23 protein-coding genes are annotated in these 21,715 nt (G+C 66.0%); 9 read left to right on the top strand and 14 right to left on the bottom strand.

Annotated elements, in window-relative coordinates; translation table 11 throughout:
- Positions 1–204: 204 nt before the first annotated feature.
- Complete coding sequence (locus FAZ97_RS02700; protein ID WP_158757066.1) at positions 205–1,032, top strand: EAL domain-containing protein; 828 nt, start codon at positions 205–207, stop codon at positions 1,030–1,032.
- Between the two features lie 42 nt (positions 1,033–1,074).
- On the opposite strand, the gene murB is transcribed toward FAZ97_RS02700, so the two are convergent.
- Entirely contained in the window at positions 1,075–2,130 is a 1,056-nt protein-coding gene (murB, locus tag FAZ97_RS02695; protein WP_158757065.1) for a UDP-N-acetylmuramate dehydrogenase, read from the bottom strand.
- A gap of 258 nt (positions 2,131–2,388) precedes the next feature.
- On the opposite strand from murB, the gene FAZ97_RS02690 reads away from it, so the two are divergent.
- On the top strand, positions 2,389–2,874 hold the full coding sequence (locus FAZ97_RS02690) for a YajQ family cyclic di-GMP-binding protein (protein ID WP_158757064.1): 486 nt from the start codon (positions 2,389–2,391) through the stop codon (positions 2,872–2,874).
- An 88-nt stretch (positions 2,875–2,962) separates the two neighbouring features.
- Here the strand turns inward: FAZ97_RS02690 and FAZ97_RS02685 are convergent, their stop codons facing one another.
- The 10 genes from FAZ97_RS02685 to queG all read right to left on the bottom strand — a co-directional run bounded on the left by FAZ97_RS02685 (position 2,963) and on the right by queG (position 11,055).
- A complete protein-coding gene (locus FAZ97_RS02685) occupies positions 2,963–3,451 on the bottom strand; it encodes an SRPBCC family protein (RefSeq protein WP_158757063.1) in 489 nt (162 codons plus the stop codon).
- Complete coding sequence (locus FAZ97_RS02680) at positions 3,444–3,767, bottom strand: ArsR/SmtB family transcription factor (protein WP_158757062.1); 324 nt, start codon at positions 3,765–3,767, stop codon at positions 3,444–3,446. The genes FAZ97_RS02685 and FAZ97_RS02680 overlap by 8 nt, the downstream gene beginning before the upstream one ends.
- 66 nt (positions 3,768–3,833) lie before the next feature.
- A complete protein-coding gene (locus FAZ97_RS02675) occupies positions 3,834–4,319 on the bottom strand; it encodes a DUF2442 domain-containing protein (protein ID WP_158757061.1) in 486 nt (161 codons plus the stop codon).
- The gene (locus FAZ97_RS35770) at positions 4,306–4,554 is read right to left on the bottom strand and encodes a DUF4160 domain-containing protein (protein WP_158757060.1); all 249 of its coding nucleotides are present in this window, start codon (positions 4,552–4,554) and stop codon (positions 4,306–4,308) included. Before FAZ97_RS35770 ends, FAZ97_RS02675 begins: the two co-directional genes overlap by 14 nt.
- 255 nt (positions 4,555–4,809) lie before the next feature.
- The gene (locus FAZ97_RS02665) at positions 4,810–6,609 is read right to left on the bottom strand and encodes a methyl-accepting chemotaxis protein (protein ID WP_158757059.1); all 1,800 of its coding nucleotides are present in this window, start codon (positions 6,607–6,609) and stop codon (positions 4,810–4,812) included.
- Between the two features lie 188 nt (positions 6,610–6,797).
- On the bottom strand, positions 6,798–7,418 hold the full coding sequence (gene plsY, locus FAZ97_RS02660) for a glycerol-3-phosphate 1-O-acyltransferase PlsY (RefSeq protein ID WP_158757058.1): 621 nt from the start codon (positions 7,416–7,418) through the stop codon (positions 6,798–6,800).
- A gap of 198 nt (positions 7,419–7,616) precedes the next feature.
- On the bottom strand, positions 7,617–8,108 hold the full coding sequence (gene ybaK / locus FAZ97_RS02655) for a Cys-tRNA(Pro) deacylase (RefSeq protein ID WP_133182557.1): 492 nt from the start codon (positions 8,106–8,108) through the stop codon (positions 7,617–7,619).
- A 43-nt stretch (positions 8,109–8,151) separates the two neighbouring features.
- Positions 8,152–9,132: a site-specific tyrosine recombinase XerD gene (xerD, locus tag FAZ97_RS02650; protein WP_407671790.1), complete on the bottom strand. Its 981-nt coding sequence runs from the start codon at positions 9,130–9,132 to the stop codon at positions 8,152–8,154.
- Positions 9,133–9,136: 4 nt separating this feature from the next.
- Positions 9,137–9,622, bottom strand: coding sequence for a methylated-DNA--[protein]-cysteine S-methyltransferase (locus FAZ97_RS02645; RefSeq protein WP_158757056.1), 486 nt, complete (start codon positions 9,620–9,622; stop codon positions 9,137–9,139).
- Between the two features lie 164 nt (positions 9,623–9,786).
- Entirely contained in the window at positions 9,787–11,055 is a 1,269-nt protein-coding gene (queG, locus tag FAZ97_RS02640) for a tRNA epoxyqueuosine(34) reductase QueG (RefSeq protein ID WP_407671801.1), read from the bottom strand.
- Positions 11,056–11,213: 158 nt separating this feature from the next.
- Here queG and tsaE point away from each other — a divergent pair, with 158 nt between their 5' ends.
- Both tsaE and FAZ97_RS02630 read left to right on the top strand, forming a co-directional pair.
- Positions 11,214–11,816 (top strand): tRNA (adenosine(37)-N6)-threonylcarbamoyltransferase complex ATPase subunit type 1 TsaE, encoded by a 603-nt coding sequence (gene tsaE / locus FAZ97_RS02635; RefSeq protein ID WP_158757054.1) that lies wholly within the window; start codon positions 11,214–11,216, stop codon positions 11,814–11,816.
- On the top strand, positions 11,798–13,357 hold the full coding sequence (locus FAZ97_RS02630) for an N-acetylmuramoyl-L-alanine amidase (protein WP_158757053.1): 1,560 nt from the start codon (positions 11,798–11,800) through the stop codon (positions 13,355–13,357). Before tsaE ends, FAZ97_RS02630 begins: the two co-directional genes overlap by 19 nt.
- Positions 13,358–13,435: 78 nt before the next feature.
- Here FAZ97_RS02630 and FAZ97_RS02625 read toward each other — a convergent pair whose 3' ends face one another.
- On the bottom strand, positions 13,436–14,341 hold the full coding sequence (locus tag FAZ97_RS02625; RefSeq protein ID WP_158757052.1) for an EamA family transporter: 906 nt from the start codon (positions 14,339–14,341) through the stop codon (positions 13,436–13,438).
- Positions 14,342–14,574: 233 nt separating this feature from the next.
- On the opposite strand from FAZ97_RS02625, the gene FAZ97_RS02620 reads away from it, so the two are divergent.
- Complete coding sequence (locus FAZ97_RS02620; RefSeq protein WP_158757051.1) at positions 14,575–15,456, top strand: pirin family protein; 882 nt, start codon at positions 14,575–14,577, stop codon at positions 15,454–15,456.
- A 93-nt stretch (positions 15,457–15,549) separates the two neighbouring features.
- Entirely contained in the window at positions 15,550–16,398 is an 849-nt protein-coding gene (trxA, locus tag FAZ97_RS02615) for a thioredoxin (protein WP_158757050.1), read from the top strand.
- 107 nt (positions 16,399–16,505) lie between these two features.
- Here the strand turns inward: trxA and tcdA are convergent, their stop codons facing one another.
- The gene (gene tcdA, locus FAZ97_RS02610) at positions 16,506–17,378 is read right to left on the bottom strand and encodes a tRNA cyclic N6-threonylcarbamoyladenosine(37) synthase TcdA (RefSeq protein WP_158757049.1); all 873 of its coding nucleotides are present in this window, start codon (positions 17,376–17,378) and stop codon (positions 16,506–16,508) included.
- A gap of 161 nt (positions 17,379–17,539) precedes the next feature.
- On the opposite strand from tcdA, the gene pdxH reads away from it, so the two are divergent.
- The 3 genes from pdxH (at position 17,540) to FAZ97_RS02595 (ending at position 21,109) form a co-directional block, all read left to right on the top strand.
- A complete protein-coding gene (gene pdxH / locus FAZ97_RS02605; RefSeq protein WP_158757048.1) occupies positions 17,540–18,181 on the top strand; it encodes a pyridoxamine 5'-phosphate oxidase in 642 nt (213 codons plus the stop codon).
- Between the two features lie 175 nt (positions 18,182–18,356).
- A complete protein-coding gene (locus FAZ97_RS02600) occupies positions 18,357–19,571 on the top strand; it encodes an SAM-dependent methyltransferase (protein WP_158757047.1) in 1,215 nt (404 codons plus the stop codon).
- A 119-nt stretch (positions 19,572–19,690) separates the two neighbouring features.
- Positions 19,691–21,109: a DUF72 domain-containing protein gene (locus FAZ97_RS02595; RefSeq protein ID WP_233271618.1), complete on the top strand. Its 1,419-nt coding sequence runs from the start codon at positions 19,691–19,693 to the stop codon at positions 21,107–21,109.
- A gap of 50 nt (positions 21,110–21,159) precedes the next feature.
- Here FAZ97_RS02595 and msrA read toward each other — a convergent pair whose 3' ends face one another.
- Entirely contained in the window at positions 21,160–21,708 is a 549-nt protein-coding gene (gene msrA, locus FAZ97_RS02590; RefSeq protein WP_158757046.1) for a peptide-methionine (S)-S-oxide reductase MsrA, read from the bottom strand.
- Positions 21,709–21,715 lie beyond the last annotated feature (7 nt).

The raw sequence follows: 21,715 nt of genomic DNA, 5'->3' as shown, positions 1-21,715 counted from the left end.
GCGATTTACGGATGGTAAAACGAATTACGTTTAGTGAAATTAAGCGTAAACCCTGGCGGACTGGGGGCGGACTCCAGAACGTGGATGAACGGCCGATAACGTTATGACCAAACAGTCCATCCGGCGCGGCTGCGGGCTGCTACCATCGGGTCATGCGACCCCGTGCCGGGCTCGCGCTTTTCATCCGCTCCCCGCTACATCACCATGATCGCTCCCACTATTCCCGAGCTCGTTGCCCGCGCCGCCGACCATCCGTTTCTCGGCGAGCACCTGGCGATGGGCACTGGCGCGCACGCCAAAGAGGCCGTGGCGCGGCGGCGCGGCGTGGAGCTATTGAGCGCCTATGAGCCGATTTACGACATCAGCGTGCACAGCGGGGCGCAGTCGCTCACCGCGGATCTCGCGATGGCCTCGCGCTTCGGCGACGAACTCGGCTATCAGGCAGTCACGCTGCGCGAGCAGAACGGCCTGCTCGCGCCCTGCGACGCATTCAGCGACACGCTCGACGATCCCGACCTCGTGGCGGTCGACCGCATGGTACGCGCGCTGCACGCCATCAATTTTCTGGGTGGCCAGCAGCACGGGCTGCTCTTTCTGCGCGTGCACGAGCGGCTCCTGAAGAGCGTGAAGTACGACCATGGGCGGCACTTCTCGAACGTGCTGGTGTCGTTCGGGCTCAATCCCGGGCGCATCGTGATCGAACTGCCGGCGGCGGCGGTCGCGCACCGCACGTTCCTCGGCTATCTCACGAAGAGCTATCAGCGGTACGGGTTCAAGGTGGCGGGCAATCTGCCCAATGCCGGACAGATTCTTTCGGTGTCGGACACGCCGCGGCCCGATTTCGTGAAGATGGATGCGGCGTCCGCACTGCGCGATTCGATGGTCAAGCCGCTCGTAAGCTATGCGGCGCGGCTGCGCATTCCGCTCATTTTCAACCGCGTGACCGACGCGGCGCAGTTCGAGCAGTTGCAGCAGTACGACGTGCGCTTCGTGCAGGGGCCGGTGTTCGCGGCCCAGGACAAGGTGGTTTGAGGGGGAGGCTGGCGCGACGGCAAGCGCCGGCGCCGCAAAGCCTTACAGGCTGATGGGTTCCTGCTCCAGCTCCACGCCGAAGCGTGCGAGCACGTCGCGCTGGATCGCTTCGGCGAGTTCGAGAATGTCCGCGCCGGTCGCGCCGCCGCGATTGACCAGCACAAGCGCCTGACGCTCATGCACGGCCGCGGCGCGCAGCGCACGGCCCTTCCAGCCGCACCGGTCGATCATCCAGCCAGCCGCGAGCTTCACGCGCCCGTCGGCCTGCTGGTATGAAACGATCTGCGGTTCGCGCACGACGAGCGTATCGAACTGCTGCGCTTCGATCACCGGATTCTTGAAGAAACTGCCCGCATTGCCGAGTTCAAGCGGGTCGGGCAGCTTCGCGCGCCGCACCGCGACCACGGCGTCGAACACGGCGCGCGCATGCGGCGTCTCGCCGCCGTGGTGCTGCGCCAGTTCGCGCGCGAGATCGGCATAGCCCGCGTTGGCCCGCCACACCTTCGGCAGGCGGAAGGTGACCGCAGTAATGACGAAGCGGTCGCGCCCTTCGCGCTTGAAAAAACTGTCGCGATAGCCGAAACGGCAGGCAGCCGCATCGAACTCGACGACTTGTCCCGTCGCCATCTCGATGGCCCGCACAAAGACGCAGCGCTCGGCCATCTCGAGCCCGTAGGCGCCAATGTTCTGAATGGGCGCCGCGCCCACCGTGCCCGGAATCAACGCGAGGTTCTCGAGGCCCGGCATGCCCGCTTCGAGCGTCCAGGACACAAAATCGTGCCAGTTCTCCCCTGCGGCGGCTTCGACGTACCAGGCGTGGCTGTCTTCGTGGGCAACGCGCTTGCCGGCCAGCGCCATGAGCAGTACGAGACCGTCGAAGTCGCGCGTGAGCACGACGTTGCTGCCACCGCCCAGCACGAGCGTGCGCAAGCCCTGGGCGCGCGGATCGCGCACGGCGGCGGCGAGATCGGCCTCGCTTTCGATCCGGCACGCGTAGCGCGCACGCACGTCAAAGCCGAACGTGTTGTACGCGCGCAGCGCAAAGCCGGCGGCGAACCACACTGGAGACGTAGCGACGGACGTTTGAGCGACAGGCATCGGGAAGGAACTGAACACGGACAGCAGACGGAAAAAGGCCGGAAAGGCCGCCGGCGGACGCCCTTGCACCGCGGATTGCCGCGGATCTCGCCACCTGGCGGCGGCAAGCCGCCTTGGGCAAACGCAACGGCGCCGGTAGAATGGCGTCGGTCCGTGATTATAGCGAGTGCGCGAACCGCTGCCTGAAAATGCGGCTGCGGGTCGCGGGCGCGTAGATTGCATAGCCGTTTGCGCACCTCGTACTTTTTGGAGAAAGCAATGCCATCGTTTGACGTCGTCAGCGAAGCCAACATGATCGAAGTAAAGAACGCTGTGGAGCAATCCAACAAGGAGATCTCCACGCGCTTCGACTTCAAGGGCTCGGATTCGCGCGTCGAGCAAAAAGAGCGCGAGCTGACCGCGTTCGCCGACGACGACTTCAAGCTCGGCCAGGTGAAGGACGTGCTGGTCTCGAAAATGGCCAAGCGCAATGTGGACGTCCGCTTCCTCGACTACGGCAAGATCGAGAAGATCGGCGGCGACAAGGTCAAGCAGGTCATCACCGTGAAGAAGGGTGTGTCCGGCGACCTCGCAAAGAAGATCGTGAGGCTCGTGAAGGACAGCAAGATCAAGGTCCAGGCCAGCATTCAGGGCGACGCCGTGCGCGTGACGGGCACCAAGCGCGACGACCTGCAAAGCGTGATCGCCATGCTGCGCAAGGACGTGACCGACACGCCGCTCGACTTCAACAACTTCCGCGATTAAAACGAACTCACGCAGCGAGTCCGTTGCATCGCATGGCGGGGCGGCTTCGGCCGCCCCGTTTTCGTTTCGCCCCTCTCTTTTCCCGCGCTTAGTCCGCCGTCACCACGAGCGGCATGAGCACCTCTCCGGTTTCCAGCAGTGTCTTGAGATTCGAGAGGATGCGCGGCCAGCCGCCCGACACCTTCTCGATGAAGATCGATCCCGGCCGCGCCATGCTGTGCGTAATCGTGAGCTTGACCGCGTGCTCGACAGGCTCGATGTCGATCGCGCAGTGCGAATCGCCTTCGGCATGCAGTTCGGAGAGGAACATGTTACGCCAGCGCAGCACGAGCCGGCGCGGCGGTTCGGATTCGACGACCGTGCCCGAGTCGGCGATACGGCCGTCGGCAAAGCGCAACGACCAAGGCGAGCCCGTTTGCCAGTCGCATTCGTGATGCATGCCGAACCAGTAGCGCTCGGTGAATTCACGGCTCGTGAGCGCCTCCCACAACGCTTGCGGCGTAGTGCGGATGAACGTGACGTAGACGAACGTCGAGTCGCCGGCGGCACCGCCTTGCGCGTGCTTTTCGCTACTCATGACTGTCTCCTTCGAGTGAGCGTTTGAGGTCGACGAGCGCGCCTACACGCTCGTGCTCGAACTTGCCGATCCAGCGTGCGGCAATCTCGCCGATGGGCACCGAATTGATGAAATGCCGCTTCTCCCGCCCGTGCCGCTGCGTCGCGACGAGATTCGCTTCTTCCAGCACCGCGAGATGCTTCGTGACCGCCTGGCGCGACATGGCCAGTCCGTGGCATAAATCGGTCAGCGTCTGCCCGTTTTTCGCATGCAGGCGGTCGAGCAGTTGGCGGCGGCTCGCGTCCGCCAGCGCACGGAATACGGCGTCGTCGTTCATGCATTGATTATGCAACCCGATGGTTGCATGTCAAGGTAAAAACGGCGCAGCGACGACGATGGCGTATCAAGCCGCCTGAACGCCTGGCGGTGCGCCTCCCGGATCAGCCGGTTCATCGTCTGGTTCATCATTCGACCGGTCGGCAGGCTGCTTGCGCGGGCGGCCGCCCTTGCGCCCGTTCGCGCGTGCTGCGGCGGCCTTGGCCGGCGACGTGGACGAACCCATTGCGCGCGCGAGTTCGCGCATCCATTCCTGCGTGCCGAACACGCCTTGCAGCAGACCGGGCGCCCACAGCAAAAGATCGAGCCGCGGAAAATAAAGCGACTGACCGCCGCCCCAAATCTCGACCTCAGTCAGTTGCGCGGCCGTTGGCGCACGCTCGAGGCTCTGCAACTCCTGGATCAGCGCAACGGGCACGCCAATGGCCACACCGTTGGCGAACTCGATTTCGAGCCGGGCGCGCACACGGCTATAGCGCGCGGATACGGCAACCGGACTCTGCGCGCCAGCCTCGCGCGCCGCGGCGAACTGCGTCTTGCTAATGGAAACCATGGATCCTCCACCACGCCATACACAACATGCTGATTTCCGGCTCGAGCGCGCGTGTGAGGCGCGCAACCTGCTGCTCCGCGAGTTCGTAAAGCTCGCGCAATGCGAGCGGACCTTCAGGGCCATTCAACTTGAACACACACGATCCTTGCGGACTGGCCACATGAACATGGGCGGCCCGATGGTCATGCGAAAAGATCGCCACGCGATAACCCGCTACGCGATGAACAGTGGGCATGGTTCGGATAATAACCTAACGTTGGGTTTTATAAGCCTCGATTCGAGGTGCGCACGCACGACCTTTGTCCCACGACAAACTCTGGCGTACGCGTGAAATCAGCTTACCGGTGTGGTGTTTGGCGCAAAGTCATCCGTCAGGGATAGGCCGTTTCCGAACGCCCGATGACTGGCGACAGGCAGGTCGACCGCCAGACCAAGGCAAAAGAAAACGGCGCCGCAGCGCCGTTCTCTCACCTCATTGCGCTTGCGCGCGTCAGTCGAGCCTGAACTGACCGACCGCATCCGCGAGACTGGCCGCCTGGCTGCGCAGTGCCGCCGCGGCAGCCGTCGACTGTTCGACGAGCGCCGCGTTCTGCTGGACCATCTCGTCGAGCTGGCTCACCGCGCGGTTCACTTCCTGGATGCCGCGCGTCTGCTCGCCGGCCGCGTTGGTAACTTCGGAGATGATCGTCGTCACGTTCGAGACATTCGCCACGATCTCATCCATCGTCGAGCCGGCGCGGCGCACGAGCTGCGAGCCCGACGTCACGCTGGTGACGGTCGATTCGATCAGCCCCTTGATCTCGCGCGCCGCCTGCGCGCTGCGCTGCGCGAGGCTGCGCACCTCGCCCGCCACCACCGCGAAGCCGCGGCCCTCCTCGCCCGCCCGCGCGGCCTCGACCGCCGCGTTCAGTGCGAGGATGTTGGTCTGAAAGGCAATGCCGTCGATCACGCCGATGATGTCCGCGATCTTGACGGACGCCTTCTCGATGTCGCCCATCGTGTGCACCACGTCGCCGATCACCGAACCGCCGCGCGAGGCCGCCTGCGAAGCGGTGGCCGCCGTCACGTCGGCCTGCTGCGCCGCGTTCGCCGACTGCGCGACCGTCGCCGTGATTTCCTCCATCGAGGCCGCCGTCTCTTCGAGGCTCGCCGCCGCCGACTCGGTGCGGCCCGACAGGTCGACGTTGCCCGCCGCGATCTCGTCGCTTGCCGTGCGCACCGATTCGCTCGCGTCGCGGATGTGGCGCATCACGTCACGCAGCTTGTCCATGAACGCGTTGAACGAACGCGCGATCTGCGCGACTTCGTCGTTGCCCACGGCGGGCAGGCGCTTCGTGAGATCGCCTTCGCCGGCGCTGATCGCGTCCATTGCGTCGCGCACGCGCGAGAGTCGCTGGAACGACACGGCGGTCGCCGCCGCCACGATCGCCGCAGCCGCCAGCGCGATCACCACGAGCGCGACGAGCGAGGCCGTGAGTAGCGAACGCATCGCCGCCGTCGCATCGGCGCGGTCGAAGGCAACGATCACGCGCCAGTCGGTGCCCGGAATCGTTTGCGCGCGCATCAGCTTGATGTCGCCGTTCACGTCCACCTTCAACGGCGCCGTGGCCGAGAACAACGTGTTCAGGCGGTCGCCGGCCAGGTCGGGGGCGAGTTCCGAGACGGGCTTGAGCGTGAGCTTCGGGTCGGGGTGCGCAACGATCGCGCCGCTCGCGTCGACCAGCATGCCGAAGCTCGCCGGCGTGGGGTGAATCGAGCGGACGTTGTCGATCACGCTGTCCATCGCCACATCGCCGGAAATCACACCCTTCACCGCGCCGTCGCGAATCACGGGCTCGGCGAACGCCACCACCAGCTTGCCTGTGCCTACATCGACGTAAGGCGGCGTGACGACGGCCTTGCCCGCCGCCACGGCCTGCTTGTACCACGGGCGACCGGTCGGGTCATAGTCGGGCGGGATGCCGGTCGGGTCGGAGAATTTCGCCGTGCGATCGGCGTAGCCCACGTAGACGTTCGTGAACCCGCCCGCCGTCGCGATCTGCTTGAGCGCCGGCACGGGATCCGGTCCGAGCACGGCGTCCTGCAGCGAGTCGATCATCCGCACGTGCGTCGCGACCCAGTCGGCAACGCCTTGTGCGTGGCTCTCTTCGAGCGCCGTGAGCGTGCTGTCGATCGAATCCCGGTTGTGCGAGTTAGCGACGAAATAGTTGAGCGCCGTATTCGCGGCAAGCGCGGACACGACAATGACGACGCATAGCGCGACGATACGCGCGCGGATAGTGGAAAACATGGGAGGGGATTGCCGTGTGGGGAAGAAAGGGAGAAGCCGCCATGCCTGATCTGGACCTATCAGGGATTACGGCAAATCGCACGGCATTCTTGAGGGCGCATCGGCAGAAGATGCGCCCTGAATCGCTTACTTACCAGAAGTTGGCGAAGAATAAGCGAAATTATCAGACAAATAGATGACGGCGAGACTTACTTGCCTGCGCCGGCAGCCTTCTTCTCGCCGATGCGGCTCTCCTTGCCCGCAATGAGCTTGGAGATGTTCGCGCGATGCCGCCAGAACAGCAGCACGCTCATGGCGAGGATGGCGAGCGCGACGATGCGCGGGCCGAACATGAACACGTAGTAGAGCGGCGCGAACACGGCGGCCGCCAGCGCCGCGAGCGACGAATAGCGCGTGAAGAACGCGACGATAAGCCAGGTGGCGAGCGTGGCGACACCGAGGATCGGATTCACGGCGAGCAGCACGCCGGCCGCGGTGGCGACGCCCTTGCCGCCCTTGAAGCGGAAGAACACCGGATACAGGTGGCCGAGGAACACCGCGATCGCGGCGAGCGCGACGGCTGTGTCGCCGAGACCGTAGCCCGGGCCGAAGCGCACGACGAGCCACACGGCCAGCCAGCCCTTGAACGCGTCGCCGATCAGCGTGAGGATCGCGGCCTTCTTGTTGCCGCTGCGCAGCACGTTGGTCGCGCCGGGATTGCCGGAGCCGTAAGAGCGGGGATCGTCGAGGCCCATGAAGGCGCTCACGATTACGGCAAACGATACCGAGCCGATCAGATAGGCAAGAACGGCGACGAACAGGTTGTACATGCACGAAACCCGGAGGAGGTGGAACGATGCGCGCCGGGCCGAGGTGATGATCGTCACCGCCCGGCAACGCGCGACGGCGCTCATTCTACCGAAGCACGGGCGCGCCCTGCCCGCGCAGACCGCAGAACCGCGCACAAACCAGGGTAAATCAGGGAAGCAACGGGAACCGGCGGGAAGACGGTCAGCGAACGGCGCGCGTTACTCGACGCTTGCGCACTGCACCGGCTTCGCGTTCAGCAGCGTCGTGAGCACTGCGGGAGCGAGGCTCACGAGATAGCCGCGTCGGCCGCCGTTGAGCCAGATCTCGTCGAGTTCGAGTATGGTCGATTCGACGTACACGGGCATGGCTTTCTTCGTGCCGAAGGGCGACGTCCCGCCCACCAGATAGCCCGAGTGACGGTTCGCGACTTCCGGCTTGCATGGCTCGATACGCTTCGCGCCGATCTGCCGCGCGAGATTCTTCGTCGACACCTTGCGGTCGCCGTGCATGAGGACGATGAGCGGCTTCGCGTGCTCGTCCTCCATCACGAGCGTCTTGACGACGCGATGCTCGTCCACGCCGAGCTGGCGCGCGGACTCTTCGGTGCCGCCATGCTCGACATACTCGTAGGGATGCTCGCCGAACGCGACGCCCGCCCGGCGCAGCATCTGCGTGGCGGGCGTTTCGGATACATGTTTCGTTTTGCTCATCGGCGCATTGTAATCGGTGGGCTCGCGCATGCCGCCGCGGGCATCATCCGCGCGGATGATGCTTCGCGTGCAACTGGCGCAGCCGCTCGCGCGCGACGTGCGTATAGATCTGCGTCGTCGAGATGTCACTGTGGCCGAGCAGAAGCTGGACGACCCGCAGGTCCGCGCCGTGATTGAGCAGGTGCGTGGCGAACGCGTGGCGCATCGTGTGCGGTGACAGCGGCGCATGCACGTCCGCCGCCGCCGCGTGGCGCTTGATGATGTGCCAGAACTGCTGGCGCGTCATGCCTTCGGCGCGGGCGGTCACGAAGAGCGCGTCGGCCGTGCGCGCGCCGAGCAGCGCCGGCCGCGACTCGCGCAGGTAGCGCTCGATCCACGCGTGGGCTTCCTCGCCGAACGGAATGAGCCGCTCCTTGGACCCCTTGCCGAGCACGCGCACGACGCCTTCGTTCATGCCCACCTCGACGGTCTTGAGCGTGACGAGCTCGGTCACGCGCAGGCCGCTCGCGTACATCAGCTCGAGCATCGTGCGATCGCGCAAGCCGAGCGGCGTCTCGACATCCGGGGCGCCGAGCAGCGCCTCGACCTGCGCCTCGCTCAACGTGGACGGAAAGCGCGGCGCCTGCTTCGCGGAGCGGATACGCACGGTCGGGTCCGAATGCACGCGCTGCTCACGCAGCGCCCAGCCGTAGTAGCGGCGAAACACCGAAAGACGCCGGTTCGCCGAAGTGGATTTGTCGTCCTTGCGGCGCGCGCTGTAGGCGAGCAAGTCGTCTTCGTGGGTCGTGTCGAGCGCATGGGAGCGCTCGCGCGCGAGCCACTGCGCGAAGAGGCGCAAATCGCGCCGGTAGGCGTCGAGCGTGTTGCGCGAGAGACCGTGTTCGAGCCACATGGCGTCGCAAAACGTGTCGATGGCGGTCAGGCTCGTGGCAAGCGCTTCGGCCGCGGCGGGCTCGAGCGCGTGTTCCGCCTCGTCGGCGGCATCGCTTACGGCAAGCGGCGGCGGATTCGTCGTCATCGTCATCGTGTTAGCGCAGTTGAAACCGGTTCGACGTGCATTCGTGGGCGAGCAGCCAGCGCTTCACGTCGCGAAAGAAGCCTTCGCCGCCGTGATGCGCGAAACCGCCGAGGCCGCTCGCCGACACCACGCGATGACACGGAATCACGAGCGGGAATGGATTGTCGCCGCACGCCTGACCCACGGCGCGCGGGCTGAGCCCGCCAATGCGCTTCGCGAGTTCACCGTAGGTGAGGACCTCTCCCGCCTCGATCGAGCAGATGCCATCCCACACACGGCGCTGGAATTCGGTGCCAAGCGGGGCGAGCGGCAGGTCGAAGCCGGCGTCGGCGTTCTCGAAATACTGCGCGATCTGTTCGGCCGCGCGCGCGGCGAGTTCGCCATCGGGTTCGACGCTCGCCGTCTGTCCCGGCAGATAGACGATCTCGCGCAGCGCTTGTCCGTCAGTGCGGATGCCGACCTTGCCGAATGGCGCGTCGATCACTGCGTTGAACATCGTCGTCTCCTGTCGATTCGGAGTTAGGGCTTCAGCGCTGACTCCGATCCCATGCAAAGCCGTGCGCGAACGTTGCACGCCATGGTGCCGCGATGCGCGCGCAATTTCCAGTGCGCCGTCGTCCAGTTTCATGTCCATGTCAGCCTCTGCCATTTTCATTTGCATCAAGCCGCCTCCAGCGCCCAAAGCACATGCTCGCGCACGATCGCCGACTCGTCGTGCTCGCGCTCGCGCAGCGCCTTCACGATCGCCGCGCGCGCGCCGTCGCGCTCGTGATCCACGCCTTCATGCGGCGCGCGCAGCGCATTGCCCATCGCCACCGCGATATTGCGCGACCAGCTTTCATAGCCGATGCGCCGTATCGCGCTGCCCTGCATGCGCTCGTCGAACTGCGCCGCGCTCCATGCGAACAGGTCGACGAGACTCGCTCGATCGAGCCCATGACGCACGTCGAAATCCGCAACGGGCGCGGCCTGCGCGAACTTGTTCCATGGACATACGAGCTGGCAGTCGTCGCAGCCATACACACGATTGCCGACCAGCTCGCGCAATTCCAGGGGAATGCTGCCCTTCAATTCGATCGTCAGATAGGAGATGCAGCGACGCGCATCCACGCGATACGGCCCGGTGATCGCACCCGTCGGGCACGCGTCGATGCAGCGCGTGCAACTGCCGCAATGCGCACCCGGCGTTTCGGGTGCGGCACTGGCTGCGCCGTGTTCATGTGCGTCGGCGTCGGTGGGCAGCGGCACGTCCACGTAGATCTCGCCGAGAAAGAAGAGCGAGCCCGCGTCGCGCTGCAGAAGCAGCGTGTGCTTGCCGCGCCAGCCCACGCCCGCTTTCTGAGCAAGCTCGACTTCGAGCACGGGCGCGGAGTCGGTGAATACGCGAAAACCGAACCGGCCGATCTCGGCCTCGATGCGTTCGGCAAGCTGCTGCAACCGCGCGCGCAACACCTTGTGATAGTCGCGCCCGCGTGCGTAGATCGACACGACGGCGGCATGCGGGTCGGCAAGACGCGCGTGCTCGCGCAGGCGCCAGTCGGCGTGAATGCTCTGGTGCGCAACGTTCGTGCCAGGTTCGGCGCCACCTTCGGTACTAGCGCTCTCGCTGTGATGCGGGCCGCCTTGCGAAGCACTTTCGCGCGTCTTTCCCACTGCATTCGGCGCGAGCGTGTCGATGGGCAAATAGGCCATGCGCGCGGTGATCACGCGTCGCGTGCCGGCCACAAGCTCGGCTGGCCGCGCGCGTTTCATCCCATGTTTGGCCATATAATCCATCTCGCCGTGGCAGCCTGCTTCGAGCCACGCGGCGAGGCCCGCCTCGGCATGGGAAAGGTCGGTGTCACTGATACCGATCGCACCGAACCCCAGCTCGCGCCCCCACGTCCGGATGCGCGCCGCGAGCGCGGCGAGCGCCGCCTCATCGAGCAGCGTGGCCGGCTCAACGGCCGGCGCAGACGATTCTCGCGCAGCCTGTGCCTGAGCACACGCCTGAGTGGACGTTGGGTCGAGCGCCTCCGAAGACGCGCGCGCATCCTGCGCGGAGTTGGAAGGGGAATGCGTGGGGTTCATTACGTCATTTTACGAGAATGCCCGACACGCCCGGTCACGACCACGCGCCGCTTTCGCTTGATCCCTCCGCCGAGGTTCTCCTCGAGCGCCGCTTCGATCTCGCCGATGCCGACGCCACTGACGCCTTCGGCGCACGCTTTGCGCACGCGCTCGATTCGCTGCGCGCAAATGCTGCACAAATCGACGTGCAAAGCGGCGTGCAGGATCACGACGCACCACCCTTTCACGGCCTGCACGTGCAGTTGCACGGCGACCTCGGCGCGGGCAAGACCTCGCTCGTGCGCGCCACGTTGCGCGCGCTCGGCCACACGGGCCGGGTACGCAGCCCCACCTACACGCTCGTCGAGCCCTATGCGGTCGCCACGCCGAGTGGGGAACTCCAGCTTTATCACTTCGATCTGTACCGTTTCAGCGATCCGGCCGAATGGGCCGACTCGGGCTTTCGCGAATACTTCGCGCAAGGTGCGGTGTGCCTCGTCGAATGGCCGCAACGCGCGGGCGGCCTGCTCGGCGTACCCGATCTCGTGTTCTCGCTCGAGCCGGATGCAAGCGGCGAAGGCCGCGTGCTCACCGCCTACGCATACAGCGCATCAGGAAAGGCATGTCTAGAAAGATGTTAATCAAACCGTTCCGCTCGATCGAATCGGCCGCTACCGCCACGCACAACTGGCGTCGCCGGCAGATTCTGAAGGCGGGCGCCTCCACGCTCGTGCTCGGTCTTGCCGTGCCGCGTCTTGCGTGGGCGACTTCGGTCGTCGGCGTGCGTGTGTGGCCGGCGCGCGACTACACGCGCGTCACGATCGAGTCGGACCAGCCGCTGCAGAACACGCAGCAACTGCTGCAAGGCCCCGATCGTCTCGTTGTCGACCTCACCGGTCTCGATCTCGACGACGCGCTCAAGAACCTCGTCTCCAAGATCACGCCGAACGATCCGCAGATCCAGGCCGTGCGCGTGGGCCAGTACCAGCCGCACGTGGTGCGCATGGTGTTCGACCTCAAGGGGTCGGTCAAGCCGCAGGTGTTCGCGCTGCAGCCGGTGGGCTCGTACAAGTACCGGCTCGTGTTCGACCTCTATCCGGCGGTCGCGCCCGACCCGCTCATGGACCTGCTGGCCCAGACCGAGCGCAAGCAGCAGCAACTCGATGCGCACCAGGCGATGAAGGACAGCGCGCCTTCCACGCCGTCCACGCTCGCGGGTCCAAACACGCCGCCCGCGCACGACAACAGCGACGCGTTTTTCGAGCGCTACGCGCAGAGCGACGCGGGTGCGTCACCCAGCGCGCCGCGTCCCACGCCGCCGATGCCGCCTGCCGCGGTCGTGCCGCGTCCGGGCAAGCCTGCCGTGCCGAAGCCACCCGTCGTCGCCCAGCGCAACAACAACGACGACGACAACGCCAGCGCCGACGACAACTACGGCTTCACCGCGCCGAAGTCCGCCAAGGGCGGCACCACGCGCCTGTTGACCGTCGCGATCGATCCGGGCCATGGCGGCGAGGACCCTGGCGCGATCGGCAGCTCGGGCACCTACGAGAAGCACGTGGCGCTCGACATCGCGAAGAAGCTGCGCGCGAAGATCGACGCCCAGCCCAACATGCGCGCGATGATGACGCGCGACGCCGACTTCTTCGTGCCGCTGAACGTGCGCGTGCAGAAGGCGCGCCGCGTGGGCGCGGACCTTTTCGTGTCGATTCACGCCGACGCGTTCACCACGCCGGAGGCGCGCGGTTCTTCGGTGTTCGCGCTCTCGGAGCACGGCGCGACGAGCGCTGCGGCGCGCTGGATGGCGAACAAGGAGAACTCGTCGGACCAGATCGGCGGCATCAGCGTGCAGACGGCCGACGCCGCCGTGAACCGCGCGCTCTTCGACATGTCGACGACGGCGCAGATCCGCGACTCGCTGCGTTACGGCGGCTTCGTGCTCAACGAGGTCGGCGAGATCAACAAGCTGCACAAGGGCTCGGTCGAGCAGGCGGGCTTCGCGGTGCTCAAGGCGCCCGACATTCCGTCGATCCTCGTGGAGACGGCCTTCATCAGCAATCCCGAAGAAGAGTCCAAGCTCAACGACGACGCCTATCGCGACAAGATGGCGAGCGCGATTCTCAAGGGCATCAAGCGCTATTTCGCGGCCAATCCGCCGCTTGCGAAGAGCCGTATGACCTGAGGCCCGCCAGCCTCGCCTGGTGGAAAACGCCGCGCGCGCCTTGGGGCTCGCGCGGCGTTGTCACTTGAAGCGCACACGTCAGGAGCGCACGGCGCCGAGGCGCTGCTTGACCCAGCCCCCGAACACGTTCACGGCCAGCCCGCCCATCACGAGCAAGGCGCCGCCGATCTCGGCTGCGCTCAACTGTTCGCCGAGCAGGAGCGAGGCCGAGGCGAGCCCGACGATCGGCACGAGCAGCGAGAACGGCGCCACCTGGCTTGCGGGATACTTCGAGAGCAGACGGCTCCAGAGGCTATAGCCGATGAGCGTCGCGACAAACGCGAGATAGACGATCGCGCCCACCGAAGTCATGCCGATGCCCGAGAGCGCGGTCACGATGCGCTGCGGACCTTCCATCCAGTACGAGAGCGCGAGAAACGGCAGCGGCGGCACGAGGCTCGCCCACACCACGAGGCCGACGAGATCCACCTTGCCCACCTTCTTCGTGACGATATTGCCGAGCGCCCACATGCAGGCCGCGCACAGCGTGAGCACGAATCCGGCGATGGTCATGCCTTGCGCGCCGCCCGCCGCGCCCCCCATCGATTGCACGCCGATCAGCGCGAGACCGCCCGCGGCGATCAACAAGCCGATTACGTTCTGCGCGTGAAAGCGCTCACGCAGAAACACCGCCGCAAAGCCGAGCGTGAAGAACGCCTGCGCCTGCAGCACGACCGAAGCGAGGCCGGCGGGCATGCCCACGTACATCGCTGTGAAGAGGAACGCGAACTGACCGAGCGAGATGGTCGCGCCGTAGGCCAGCAGCCAGCGCAGCGGCATTTGCGGGCGCTTCACGAACAGCACGGCGGGAAAAGCCGCCAGCATGAAGCGCAGCGCGCCGAGCAGGAGCGGCGGCACGCCGTGCAGCCCCACCTTGATCACGACGAAATTCACGCCCCACGCGAGCACCACCACCAGCGCGAGCAACAAGTCCTTCGGCGACATCCCCTTTCTCCTGTTTTGCGTCATACCTTTTCTTCGAAGCGGCGATCTTACCGCCTCGCGTGCCCTCGCGCCGCAGCGCGCCGTGCCGCCAGCGCCCAGCCCAAGCGTTAGCCACACGCCGCGAACACCGGCGTTAGAATGAGCGCCAGCCTCGCGCGCGGGCTCTCCCGCGCGCCGATTTCGCCCCCAAGCTGGCCCAAAGCGGGCACCGTCCGACTCATCCAGGAAGCATCATGTCCTCATCGATCAAAGCGGTTCTCAAGCCTCATCAACGCGACATCGGCAATCTCTATGTGCGGCGCGTGCTGCCCGCGCTCGCCGCACGGCTCGTCGGCCCGTTCATCTTCTTCGACCACATGGGCCCCGCCACGCTCGCGCCTGGTTCGGGCGTGGACGTGCGCCCGCATCCGCATATCGGACTCGCCACGGTCACCTATCTCTTCGACGGCGCGCTCATGCATCGCGACAGCATCGGTTCGAGCCAGAAGATCGTGCCCGGCGACGTGAACTGGATGACGGCCGGGCGCGGCATCGTCCACTCCGAGCGCACGCCCGACGAGAACCGCGCCACCGGCCTCACCATGCACGGCATCCAGACCTGGGTGGCGCTGCCGCTCGATCACGAAGACACCGAGCCGTCGTTCTTCCATCACGCCGCCGCCACGCTGCCCGAAATCGAGCGCAACGGCGTCACGATGCGCGTGATCGCCGGCACGGCGTTCGGCGCGACCGCGCCGGTCGAGACCTTCTCCGGCACGCTCTACGTCGCCGCAGATTTCGCGCCGGGCAGCGCAATCGCGCTTGACGCGGAGCACGAAGAGCGCGGCGTCTATCTCGTGGAAGGCGATATTGCGATCGACGGCACGCCGCTCGAACAGCACACCATGGCGGTGCTGGTGCCGGGCGAAACCGTCACGCTCTCGAGCACGAATGGGGCCCGCGTGATGCTGCTCGGCGGGGAAAAGCTCGAAGGCGAGCGCTTTATCGAATGGAACTTCGTGGCGAGTTCGCGCGAAAAGATCGAAGCCGCCAAAGAAGCGTGGACGCGCCAGGAAATGGGGCATGTTCCCGGCGAAACGGAATGGATTCCGCTGCCGGAGAAGAAGCCGCGCTGAGGCTCGAGACGGCTCGCCGCGTCTGGAGGACGATTGAAACCTGTACGTTTCGTCCCCAACTAGCGGCATAACGGATTTCTCAACGAGGACGCAATGGACACCACTCTCGCCACTTTCGAAAAAGACGTGATCGAAGCGTCGGCGCTCGCGCCGGTGCTGGTCGACTTCTGGGCGCCCTGGTGCGGCCCTTGCAAGAGCCTCGGCCCGATGCTCGAAAAGCTCGAGGCCGACTACGCGGGCAAATGGAAGCTCGTGAAGGTGAACGTCGACGAGAACCAGGAGCTCGCCGCGCACTTCGGCGTGCGCAGCATTCCGCACGTCGTGGCATTCGCCGACCGCCAGGCGGTCGATCAGTTCGTGGGCGTGCTGCCCGAAGGCCAGCTGCGCCAGTTCCTCGACGGCCTGATTCCCGATGGCGCCGACGCGGCGCGCCGCGCCGCGCAGGAAGCGCTGGCCGAAGGCCGCCGCGACGAAGCCTATGAAGCGCTGCAAGCCGCGCTCGCGTTCGATCCGGGCAACGACGAAGTGCGCATGGACCTGATCGAGATGCTGCTCGCCGACAACCGCGCCGATGACGCGCAAAAGGAAGTCGAGCTGCTTTCGCCCAAGACCACGCAGGGCATCGACGCGCGCTTCAACGCGCTCAAGACCCGCCTCGACGCGCTCGACGCCGCCGCCGACCTGCCGCCCACCGACGCGCTCGAAGCCCAGGTGGCCGCCAACCCCGGCGACCTGGAAGCGCGCTTCGATCTGGCGAATGCGCTGATCGCGCGACGCAAGTACGCGGGCGCGCTCGAACATCTGCTGGAGATCGTGAAGCGCGACCGCACCTTCCGCGACGACGTGGGCCGCAAGACCATGCTTTCGGTGTTCGATCTCGCGGCGCATCAGCCGCAGCTCGTGAGCGAATGGCGGCGCAAGCTGAGCGCAACGCTGAACTGATCCTGCTCGCCGCACACAACGCGGCGCCTGAAAAGCAAAACGCACGGCCTTTTACGGGCCGTGCGTTTTTTTTCGCCGTCGCATTGCACCGGTTAAGGCGGCGCGCGTCAGCCCTTCATCGCGCGATGCGCCAGCGTTCGCAGCACATACGAAGCCGCCGCGAACCCAAAGCTCGCCGTCACGCACACGCTCGAGCCGAAGCCCGCGCAGTTCAGCCCCACCGGACCGTGATGCCCCGGCGACGTGGTCACGTGCTCGGCCTCGGCGTCGATATCACACACGGCGGCTTCGGGATAGATGAGCGGTTCGTCCGAATACACGGCGCTCACCTTGAACCTCGACTTCGGCCCGCGCGGAAATCCGTGCTGCTTGCGCAACTGGCCGCGCACCTTGGAGAGCAGCGGGTCCTGGATCGTGAGCGCGAGATCGTCGATACGGATGCGCGTGGGGTCGAGCTGCCCGCCCGCGCCGCCCACCGTGATGAGCGGCACGCGGTGCTCCACGCACCAGGCGATCAGCGCGGTCTTGGTGCGCACGCTGTCGATGGCGTCGATCACATAGTCGAAGCCGCCGCCCAGCAGCTCGGCAAAGTTCGACGGTTCGACGAAATCCTCGACGAGACGCACATCGCACGCCGGGTCGATGAGCTTGATGCGCTCGGCCATGGCCTCGACCTTCGGCTTGCCGTAGTTGCCGTCGAGCGCGTGAATCTGACGGTTGGTGTTGCTTTCGGCCACGTTGTCGAGGTCGATCAGCGTGAGCTTGCCGATCGCGCTGCGCGCGAGCGCCTCGGCGGCCCACGAACCCACGCCACCAATGCCGATCACGGCAACGTGAGCGCGCTCGAACGCGTCGAGCGCGGGTGCGCCATAAAGCCGCGCGATTCCGCCGAATCGGCGGGCGCGGTCTACAACATCGTCGGCAGGGCTCGCGGTAAGATCGACGGAGCCGGCGGCAGGGGAAATCGGGGTACTGGACATGACGGTAGGCAATCGTAAGCGGACCTCGGACCGGTCGCACGCTGCTGTCGCGGTCCTCGCAAGACCCGTATTTTGCCTGATCGCGCCGAACGAGGCCGCGTGCCCCCTTGCTTGCCCACCTGTTCGATAGACTTGTCCGCATTGAAGCGTTTGCATAAAAAATGACATCCCTCGCCGATCTCCGCAAGACCTACTCGCTCGGCTCGCTCGACGCCGCCGACGTCGACCCCGATCCGATCCGCCAGTTCCAGACCTGGTTCGCCCAGGCGCTCGACGCGAAGTTGCCCGAGCCCAACGCCATGACGGTCGCGACCGTCGACGCACAAGGCCGCCCCGCCGCGCGCATCCTGCTCATCAAGGGCGTGGACGAGCGCGGCTTCGTGTTCTTCACGAACTACGAGAGCCGCAAAGGTCGCGAGCTGAGCGCGAATCCGCATGCGGCGCTGCTCTTTCACTGGATCGAACTGGAGCGCCAGGTCCGCATCGAAGGCAAGGTCGAACTCACGAGCGCCGAGGAAAGCGACGCGTATTTCAACTCGCGCCCACTCGGCTCGCGCATTGGCGCGTGGGCCTCGGAGCAGAGCGCGGTGATCGCGAACCGCGAAACGCTCGAAGCCCGCGAGCGCGAAATCGCCGCGCAGTATGGCGAAGCGCCGCCGCGCCCGCCGCATTGGGGCGGCTACCGGCTCGTGCCGGAAGCGATCGAGTTCTGGCAAGGCCGGCCGTCGCGGCTGCACGACCGCATTCGCTACACGCGTGACGGTGCGCACACGGCGTGGAAGATCGATCGTCTCGCGCCGTAATCGCTCGCGCGCGGCGTAGCGCACTTACGCCGCGCCAAGCGCGTTTTCGTCTCACACTTCCGTTGCACGCCGTTTAGTCCCTCGCTGTTGCCATAACGCTGTCGCCAAAAAACCTGCATCGCAATTCGCTTTTGTCATTGGGCTTCAACCGTTCATCTGACATGGAGAGAAACGCATGTTCTGGGAGAAAAAACTCGCACAGTGGGTAGAAGAAGTGCGCAACAAGGCCGATCTGCCCGCCCGCCTCGTGCTCTGGAGCGGGCAGCAGTACGACTTCGGCCACTTCGCCGCGCCTCGGGTCACGCTCAAGGTCAATAGCGCTTCCGCACTGCCGCTCCTGCTCACGCCGAGCCTCGACAATCTCGGCGAGGCCTACGTGAAGGGCAAGATCGACATCGAAGGCAAGCTCGCCGACATCATCAACATCAGCTATTCGCTCGCGCGCAACACGGTCACGAGCGCCAGCAAGCTCGCGCGCGTGCGCCGTTACTTCACGCATTCGAAGTCCACGGACAAACAGGCCATTCAGTACCACTACGACGTCTCGAACGAGTTCTACCAGCTCTGGCTCGACGAGAACATGGTCTATTCGTGCGCCTATTTCGAGAACGGCGATGAAGACCTCGCCACCGCCCAGCTCAAGAAAATCGACCACATCCTCACCAAGATCCAGGTGCAGGAAGGTCAGACGCTGCTCGATATCGGCTGCGGATGGGGCGCGCTCGTGCTGCGCGCGGCGCAGAAGTTCGGCGCGCGCTGCGTGGGCGTAACGCTCTCGCAGAACCAGTTCGATCTCGCCACCGCGCGCGTGAAGGCCGCGGGCCTCGAACATCGCATCGAGATCCGGCTGCAGGACTATCGCGACATACAAGGCCAGTTCGACCGCATCACGAGCGTGGGGATGTTCGAGCACGTCGGGCGCAAGAATCTGCCGGGCTATTTCCGCAAGGTCCACGACCTGCTCGCCGACAACGGCGTCGCCATGAATCACGGCATCACTTCGTCGGACGCCGATTCGGGCGAAACGGCGCTCGGCGGCGGCGAATTCATCGACCGCTACGTGTTCCCCGACGGCGAGCTGCCGCACATCGGCCTCGCGCTCGAAGCAGCGCAGCGCGGCGGCCTCGAAGCGGTTGACGTGGAGAGCCTGCGCCGTCACTATGCGCACACGCTCGATTTGTGGGCAGAGAATTTCGAGGCGCGCGCCGAGGAAGCGAAGCAACTCGTCGACGACGAGAAATTCCGCATCTGGCGCGTTTATCTGGCGGGTTGCGCGTACGCGTTCGAACACGACGACGTGTCGATCTTCCAGATCGTCTGCCGCAAGGCCGGCCGCAGCGCGACAACGCTGCCGTGGTCGCGCCGGTATATGTACGAGAAGCCGCTCTGAAGCAGGCGGCGGCGCGGTTCGCCGCGCCGCCAGCTCATCAACGGGTCCCGCTGTTGCGCCTGACCCGCGCGGCTTCGCTCCACGACCGCCATCAAGACGCCACTGCGCGACGCAACCGCATGAACGAACGCGACGACGGCCACGACCTGTTTGGCGACATGACGCTCGGGTCGGCCAACGATTCCGGACCCGACGCCGCCCACCCCGCCGTGCGACCGGCTGCGCGCCCGGTTACACGCCACAACGCGCCGAAAGCCGAAGACCGCGCCGAGCCGCAGCCCGACCTGTTCGGCTTCTCGGCGCCGGTGCCCGCGCCGAGGGCCGCCACGCAATCCGCCAGCCGGCGCCCCGCTCGCGCCACACACGACGACGACGCTGAAATCGAAGCCCGCGACGAAGGCGAGCCGCGCCCTAAACCGCCGAAGAAGCCTGCGCCCAGCGGCGACGCCCCCAAGCGCCGCGGCCGCGGCGTGCTGCCCGCCGTGGCCACGCAAGATACGCTCGACGTCGCCGCCGCGTTGCCCGCGAGCGTGCGCCTCGGCACCTCGTCGTGGTCGTTTCCCGGCTGGCGCGGCATCGTCTACGGCGAGGACTACAGCCAGTCCAAGCTCGCCCGCGACGGCCTCTCGGCCTACGGCGCGCATCCGCTGCTGCGCTCGGTCAGCATTGACCGCTCGTTCTACGCGCCGCTCACCGTCACCGATTACCTGCGCTACGCGCAGCAGGTGCCGGACCACTTCCGCTTCATCGTGAAAGCGCCGGCGCTCGTCACCGACGCCAGCGTGCGCGGCGAACGTGGCGAGCCCGTCTCGGCGAACCCGTGCTTCCTCAACGCGGAGCTGGCCGCGCGTGAATTCGTCGAACCGTGCCTCGCGGGACTTGGCAGCAAGGCGGGCGCGCTCGTGTTCCAGTTCCCGCCGCTGCCCGATCAACTGGTGGCCGACCCGGCGGCGTTCGTCGAACGGCTGACCGCCTTCCTCGCCGCGCTGCCGCCACTGCCCAAACCCACCGAGCCCGGCGCAGCCGGCGACGGCCCCTGCTACGCCATCGAGATCCGCGACGCGATCCTGCTCACGCCGCGCTTCGTGCGCACGCTGCGCGCCGCGGGCGTGCGCTACTGCGTGGGCCTGCATGCCCGCATGCCGGACCCGCTGCGCCAGGCCGCCGCGCTCGCGCTGATGGACGGCGAAGCCCCGTCCGGCCCGCTGATCGTGCGCTGGAGCCTGCATAGCGGCTTCAAGTACGAGCAGGCGAAGGCACGCTACGAGCCGTTCGACAAGCTGGTGGACGAAGACCCGCATACGCGCGTCACACTCGCGGAACTGGCCGCGCGCTATGCGATGGCGGGACAGCCCGTGCTGATTACGACGAACAACAAGGCGGAAGGATCGGCGCCGCTCACGTGCGCGAAGCTCGCGCGGGCGATTGCGGACGAGATGGAACGCTTACGCGGGGAAATGGCGCTGGACGCCGCGCGCGACGCGACGCCGGACGAAGCATCGCCCGGCGTGCAGGAAGAAGAACACAACGAAGATTGACGCGCTAAGCGGCACCGGCGTATCGAAACCGCCCGCGCGCGTGTTGGCGCTTATTCCGGCTTGAGCCGGTGCGCGAACTTCTGGCGGAACTTCGCGACCTTCGGCGCGACCACGAACGAGCAATAGCCCTGGTTCGGGTGTTGCGCGAAGTAGTTCTGGTGATAGGCCTCGGCGGGGAAATAGTTGCCGTCGAGCGGCAGCACCTGGGTGACGATCTTGCCGTCGTACACGCCCTCAGAGGCCAATTCGCGAATCGCCTGCTCGGCCGTTTCGCGCTGCGCCTCGGAGTGCGTGAAGATCACCGAGCGGTACTGCGTGCCCACGTCGTTGCCCTGGCGGTTCAGCTGCGTGGGATCGTGGATCGCGAAGAAGATGTCGAGAATCTCGCGATAGCTGATCTTCGCGGGATCGAAATCCACCTTCACGACCTCGGCGTGGCCGGTCTCGCCGTCGCAGACCTGCTCGTAGCTCGGGTTCGCCGCGTGGCCGCCCGCGTAGCCCGACTCCACCGCGTTGACCCCATCCACGCGCAGATACACCGCCTCCAGGCACCAGAAGCATCCGCCTCCCAGGGTGGCCGTTTCGACTCTCTGACTCATGCTGTTC

Source organism: Paraburkholderia acidiphila, assembly GCF_009789655.1.
In the GTDB taxonomy this organism is placed as follows: domain Bacteria; phylum Pseudomonadota; class Gammaproteobacteria; order Burkholderiales; family Burkholderiaceae; genus Paraburkholderia; species Paraburkholderia acidiphila.
The sequence above is the reverse complement of the archived record's forward strand: the minus strand, read 5'-3'. Positions and strand labels throughout refer to the sequence as shown.

Bases quoted from the DNA above. Each gene is read 5' to 3' on its own strand.
- FAZ97_RS02700 (WP_158757066.1), top strand. From the start codon at position 205: ATGATCGCTCCCACTATTCCCGAGCTCGTTGCCCGCGCCGCCGACCAT.
- murB (WP_158757065.1), bottom strand. From the start codon at position 2,130: ATGCCTGTCGCTCAAACGTCCGTCGCTACGTCTCCAGTGTGGTTCGCC.
- FAZ97_RS02690 (WP_158757064.1), top strand. From the start codon at position 2,389: ATGCCATCGTTTGACGTCGTCAGCGAAGCCAACATGATCGAAGTAAAG.
- FAZ97_RS02685 (WP_158757063.1), bottom strand. From the start codon at position 3,451: ATGAGTAGCGAAAAGCACGCGCAAGGCGGTGCCGCCGGCGACTCGACG.
- FAZ97_RS02680 (WP_158757062.1), bottom strand. From the start codon at position 3,767: ATGAACGACGACGCCGTATTCCGTGCGCTGGCGGACGCGAGCCGCCGC.
- FAZ97_RS02675 (WP_158757061.1), bottom strand. From the start codon at position 4,319: ATGGTTTCCATTAGCAAGACGCAGTTCGCCGCGGCGCGCGAGGCTGGC.
- FAZ97_RS35770 (WP_158757060.1), bottom strand. From the start codon at position 4,554: ATGCCCACTGTTCATCGCGTAGCGGGTTATCGCGTGGCGATCTTTTCG.
- FAZ97_RS02665 (WP_158757059.1), bottom strand. From the start codon at position 6,609: ATGTTTTCCACTATCCGCGCGCGTATCGTCGCGCTATGCGTCGTCATT.
- plsY (WP_158757058.1), bottom strand. From the start codon at position 7,418: ATGTACAACCTGTTCGTCGCCGTTCTTGCCTATCTGATCGGCTCGGTA.
- ybaK (WP_133182557.1), bottom strand. From the start codon at position 8,108: ATGAGCAAAACGAAACATGTATCCGAAACGCCCGCCACGCAGATGCTG.
- xerD (WP_407671790.1), bottom strand. From the start codon at position 9,132: ATGACGATGACGACGAATCCGCCGCCGCTTGCCGTAAGCGATGCCGCC.
- FAZ97_RS02645 (WP_158757056.1), bottom strand. From the start codon at position 9,622: ATGTTCAACGCAGTGATCGACGCGCCATTCGGCAAGGTCGGCATCCGC.
- tsaE (WP_158757054.1), top strand. From the start codon at position 11,214: ATGCCCGACACGCCCGGTCACGACCACGCGCCGCTTTCGCTTGATCCC.
- FAZ97_RS02630 (WP_158757053.1), top strand. From the start codon at position 11,798: ATGTCTAGAAAGATGTTAATCAAACCGTTCCGCTCGATCGAATCGGCC.
- FAZ97_RS02625 (WP_158757052.1), bottom strand. From the start codon at position 14,341: ATGTCGCCGAAGGACTTGTTGCTCGCGCTGGTGGTGGTGCTCGCGTGG.
- FAZ97_RS02620 (WP_158757051.1), top strand. From the start codon at position 14,575: ATGTCCTCATCGATCAAAGCGGTTCTCAAGCCTCATCAACGCGACATC.
- trxA (WP_158757050.1), top strand. From the start codon at position 15,550: ATGGACACCACTCTCGCCACTTTCGAAAAAGACGTGATCGAAGCGTCG.
- tcdA (WP_158757049.1), bottom strand. From the start codon at position 17,378: ATGTCCAGTACCCCGATTTCCCCTGCCGCCGGCTCCGTCGATCTTACC.
- pdxH (WP_158757048.1), top strand. From the start codon at position 17,540: ATGACATCCCTCGCCGATCTCCGCAAGACCTACTCGCTCGGCTCGCTC.
- FAZ97_RS02600 (WP_158757047.1), top strand. From the start codon at position 18,357: ATGTTCTGGGAGAAAAAACTCGCACAGTGGGTAGAAGAAGTGCGCAAC.
- FAZ97_RS02595 (WP_233271618.1), top strand. From the start codon at position 19,691: ATGAACGAACGCGACGACGGCCACGACCTGTTTGGCGACATGACGCTC.
- msrA (WP_158757046.1), bottom strand. From the start codon at position 21,708: ATGAGTCAGAGAGTCGAAACGGCCACCCTGGGAGGCGGATGCTTCTGG.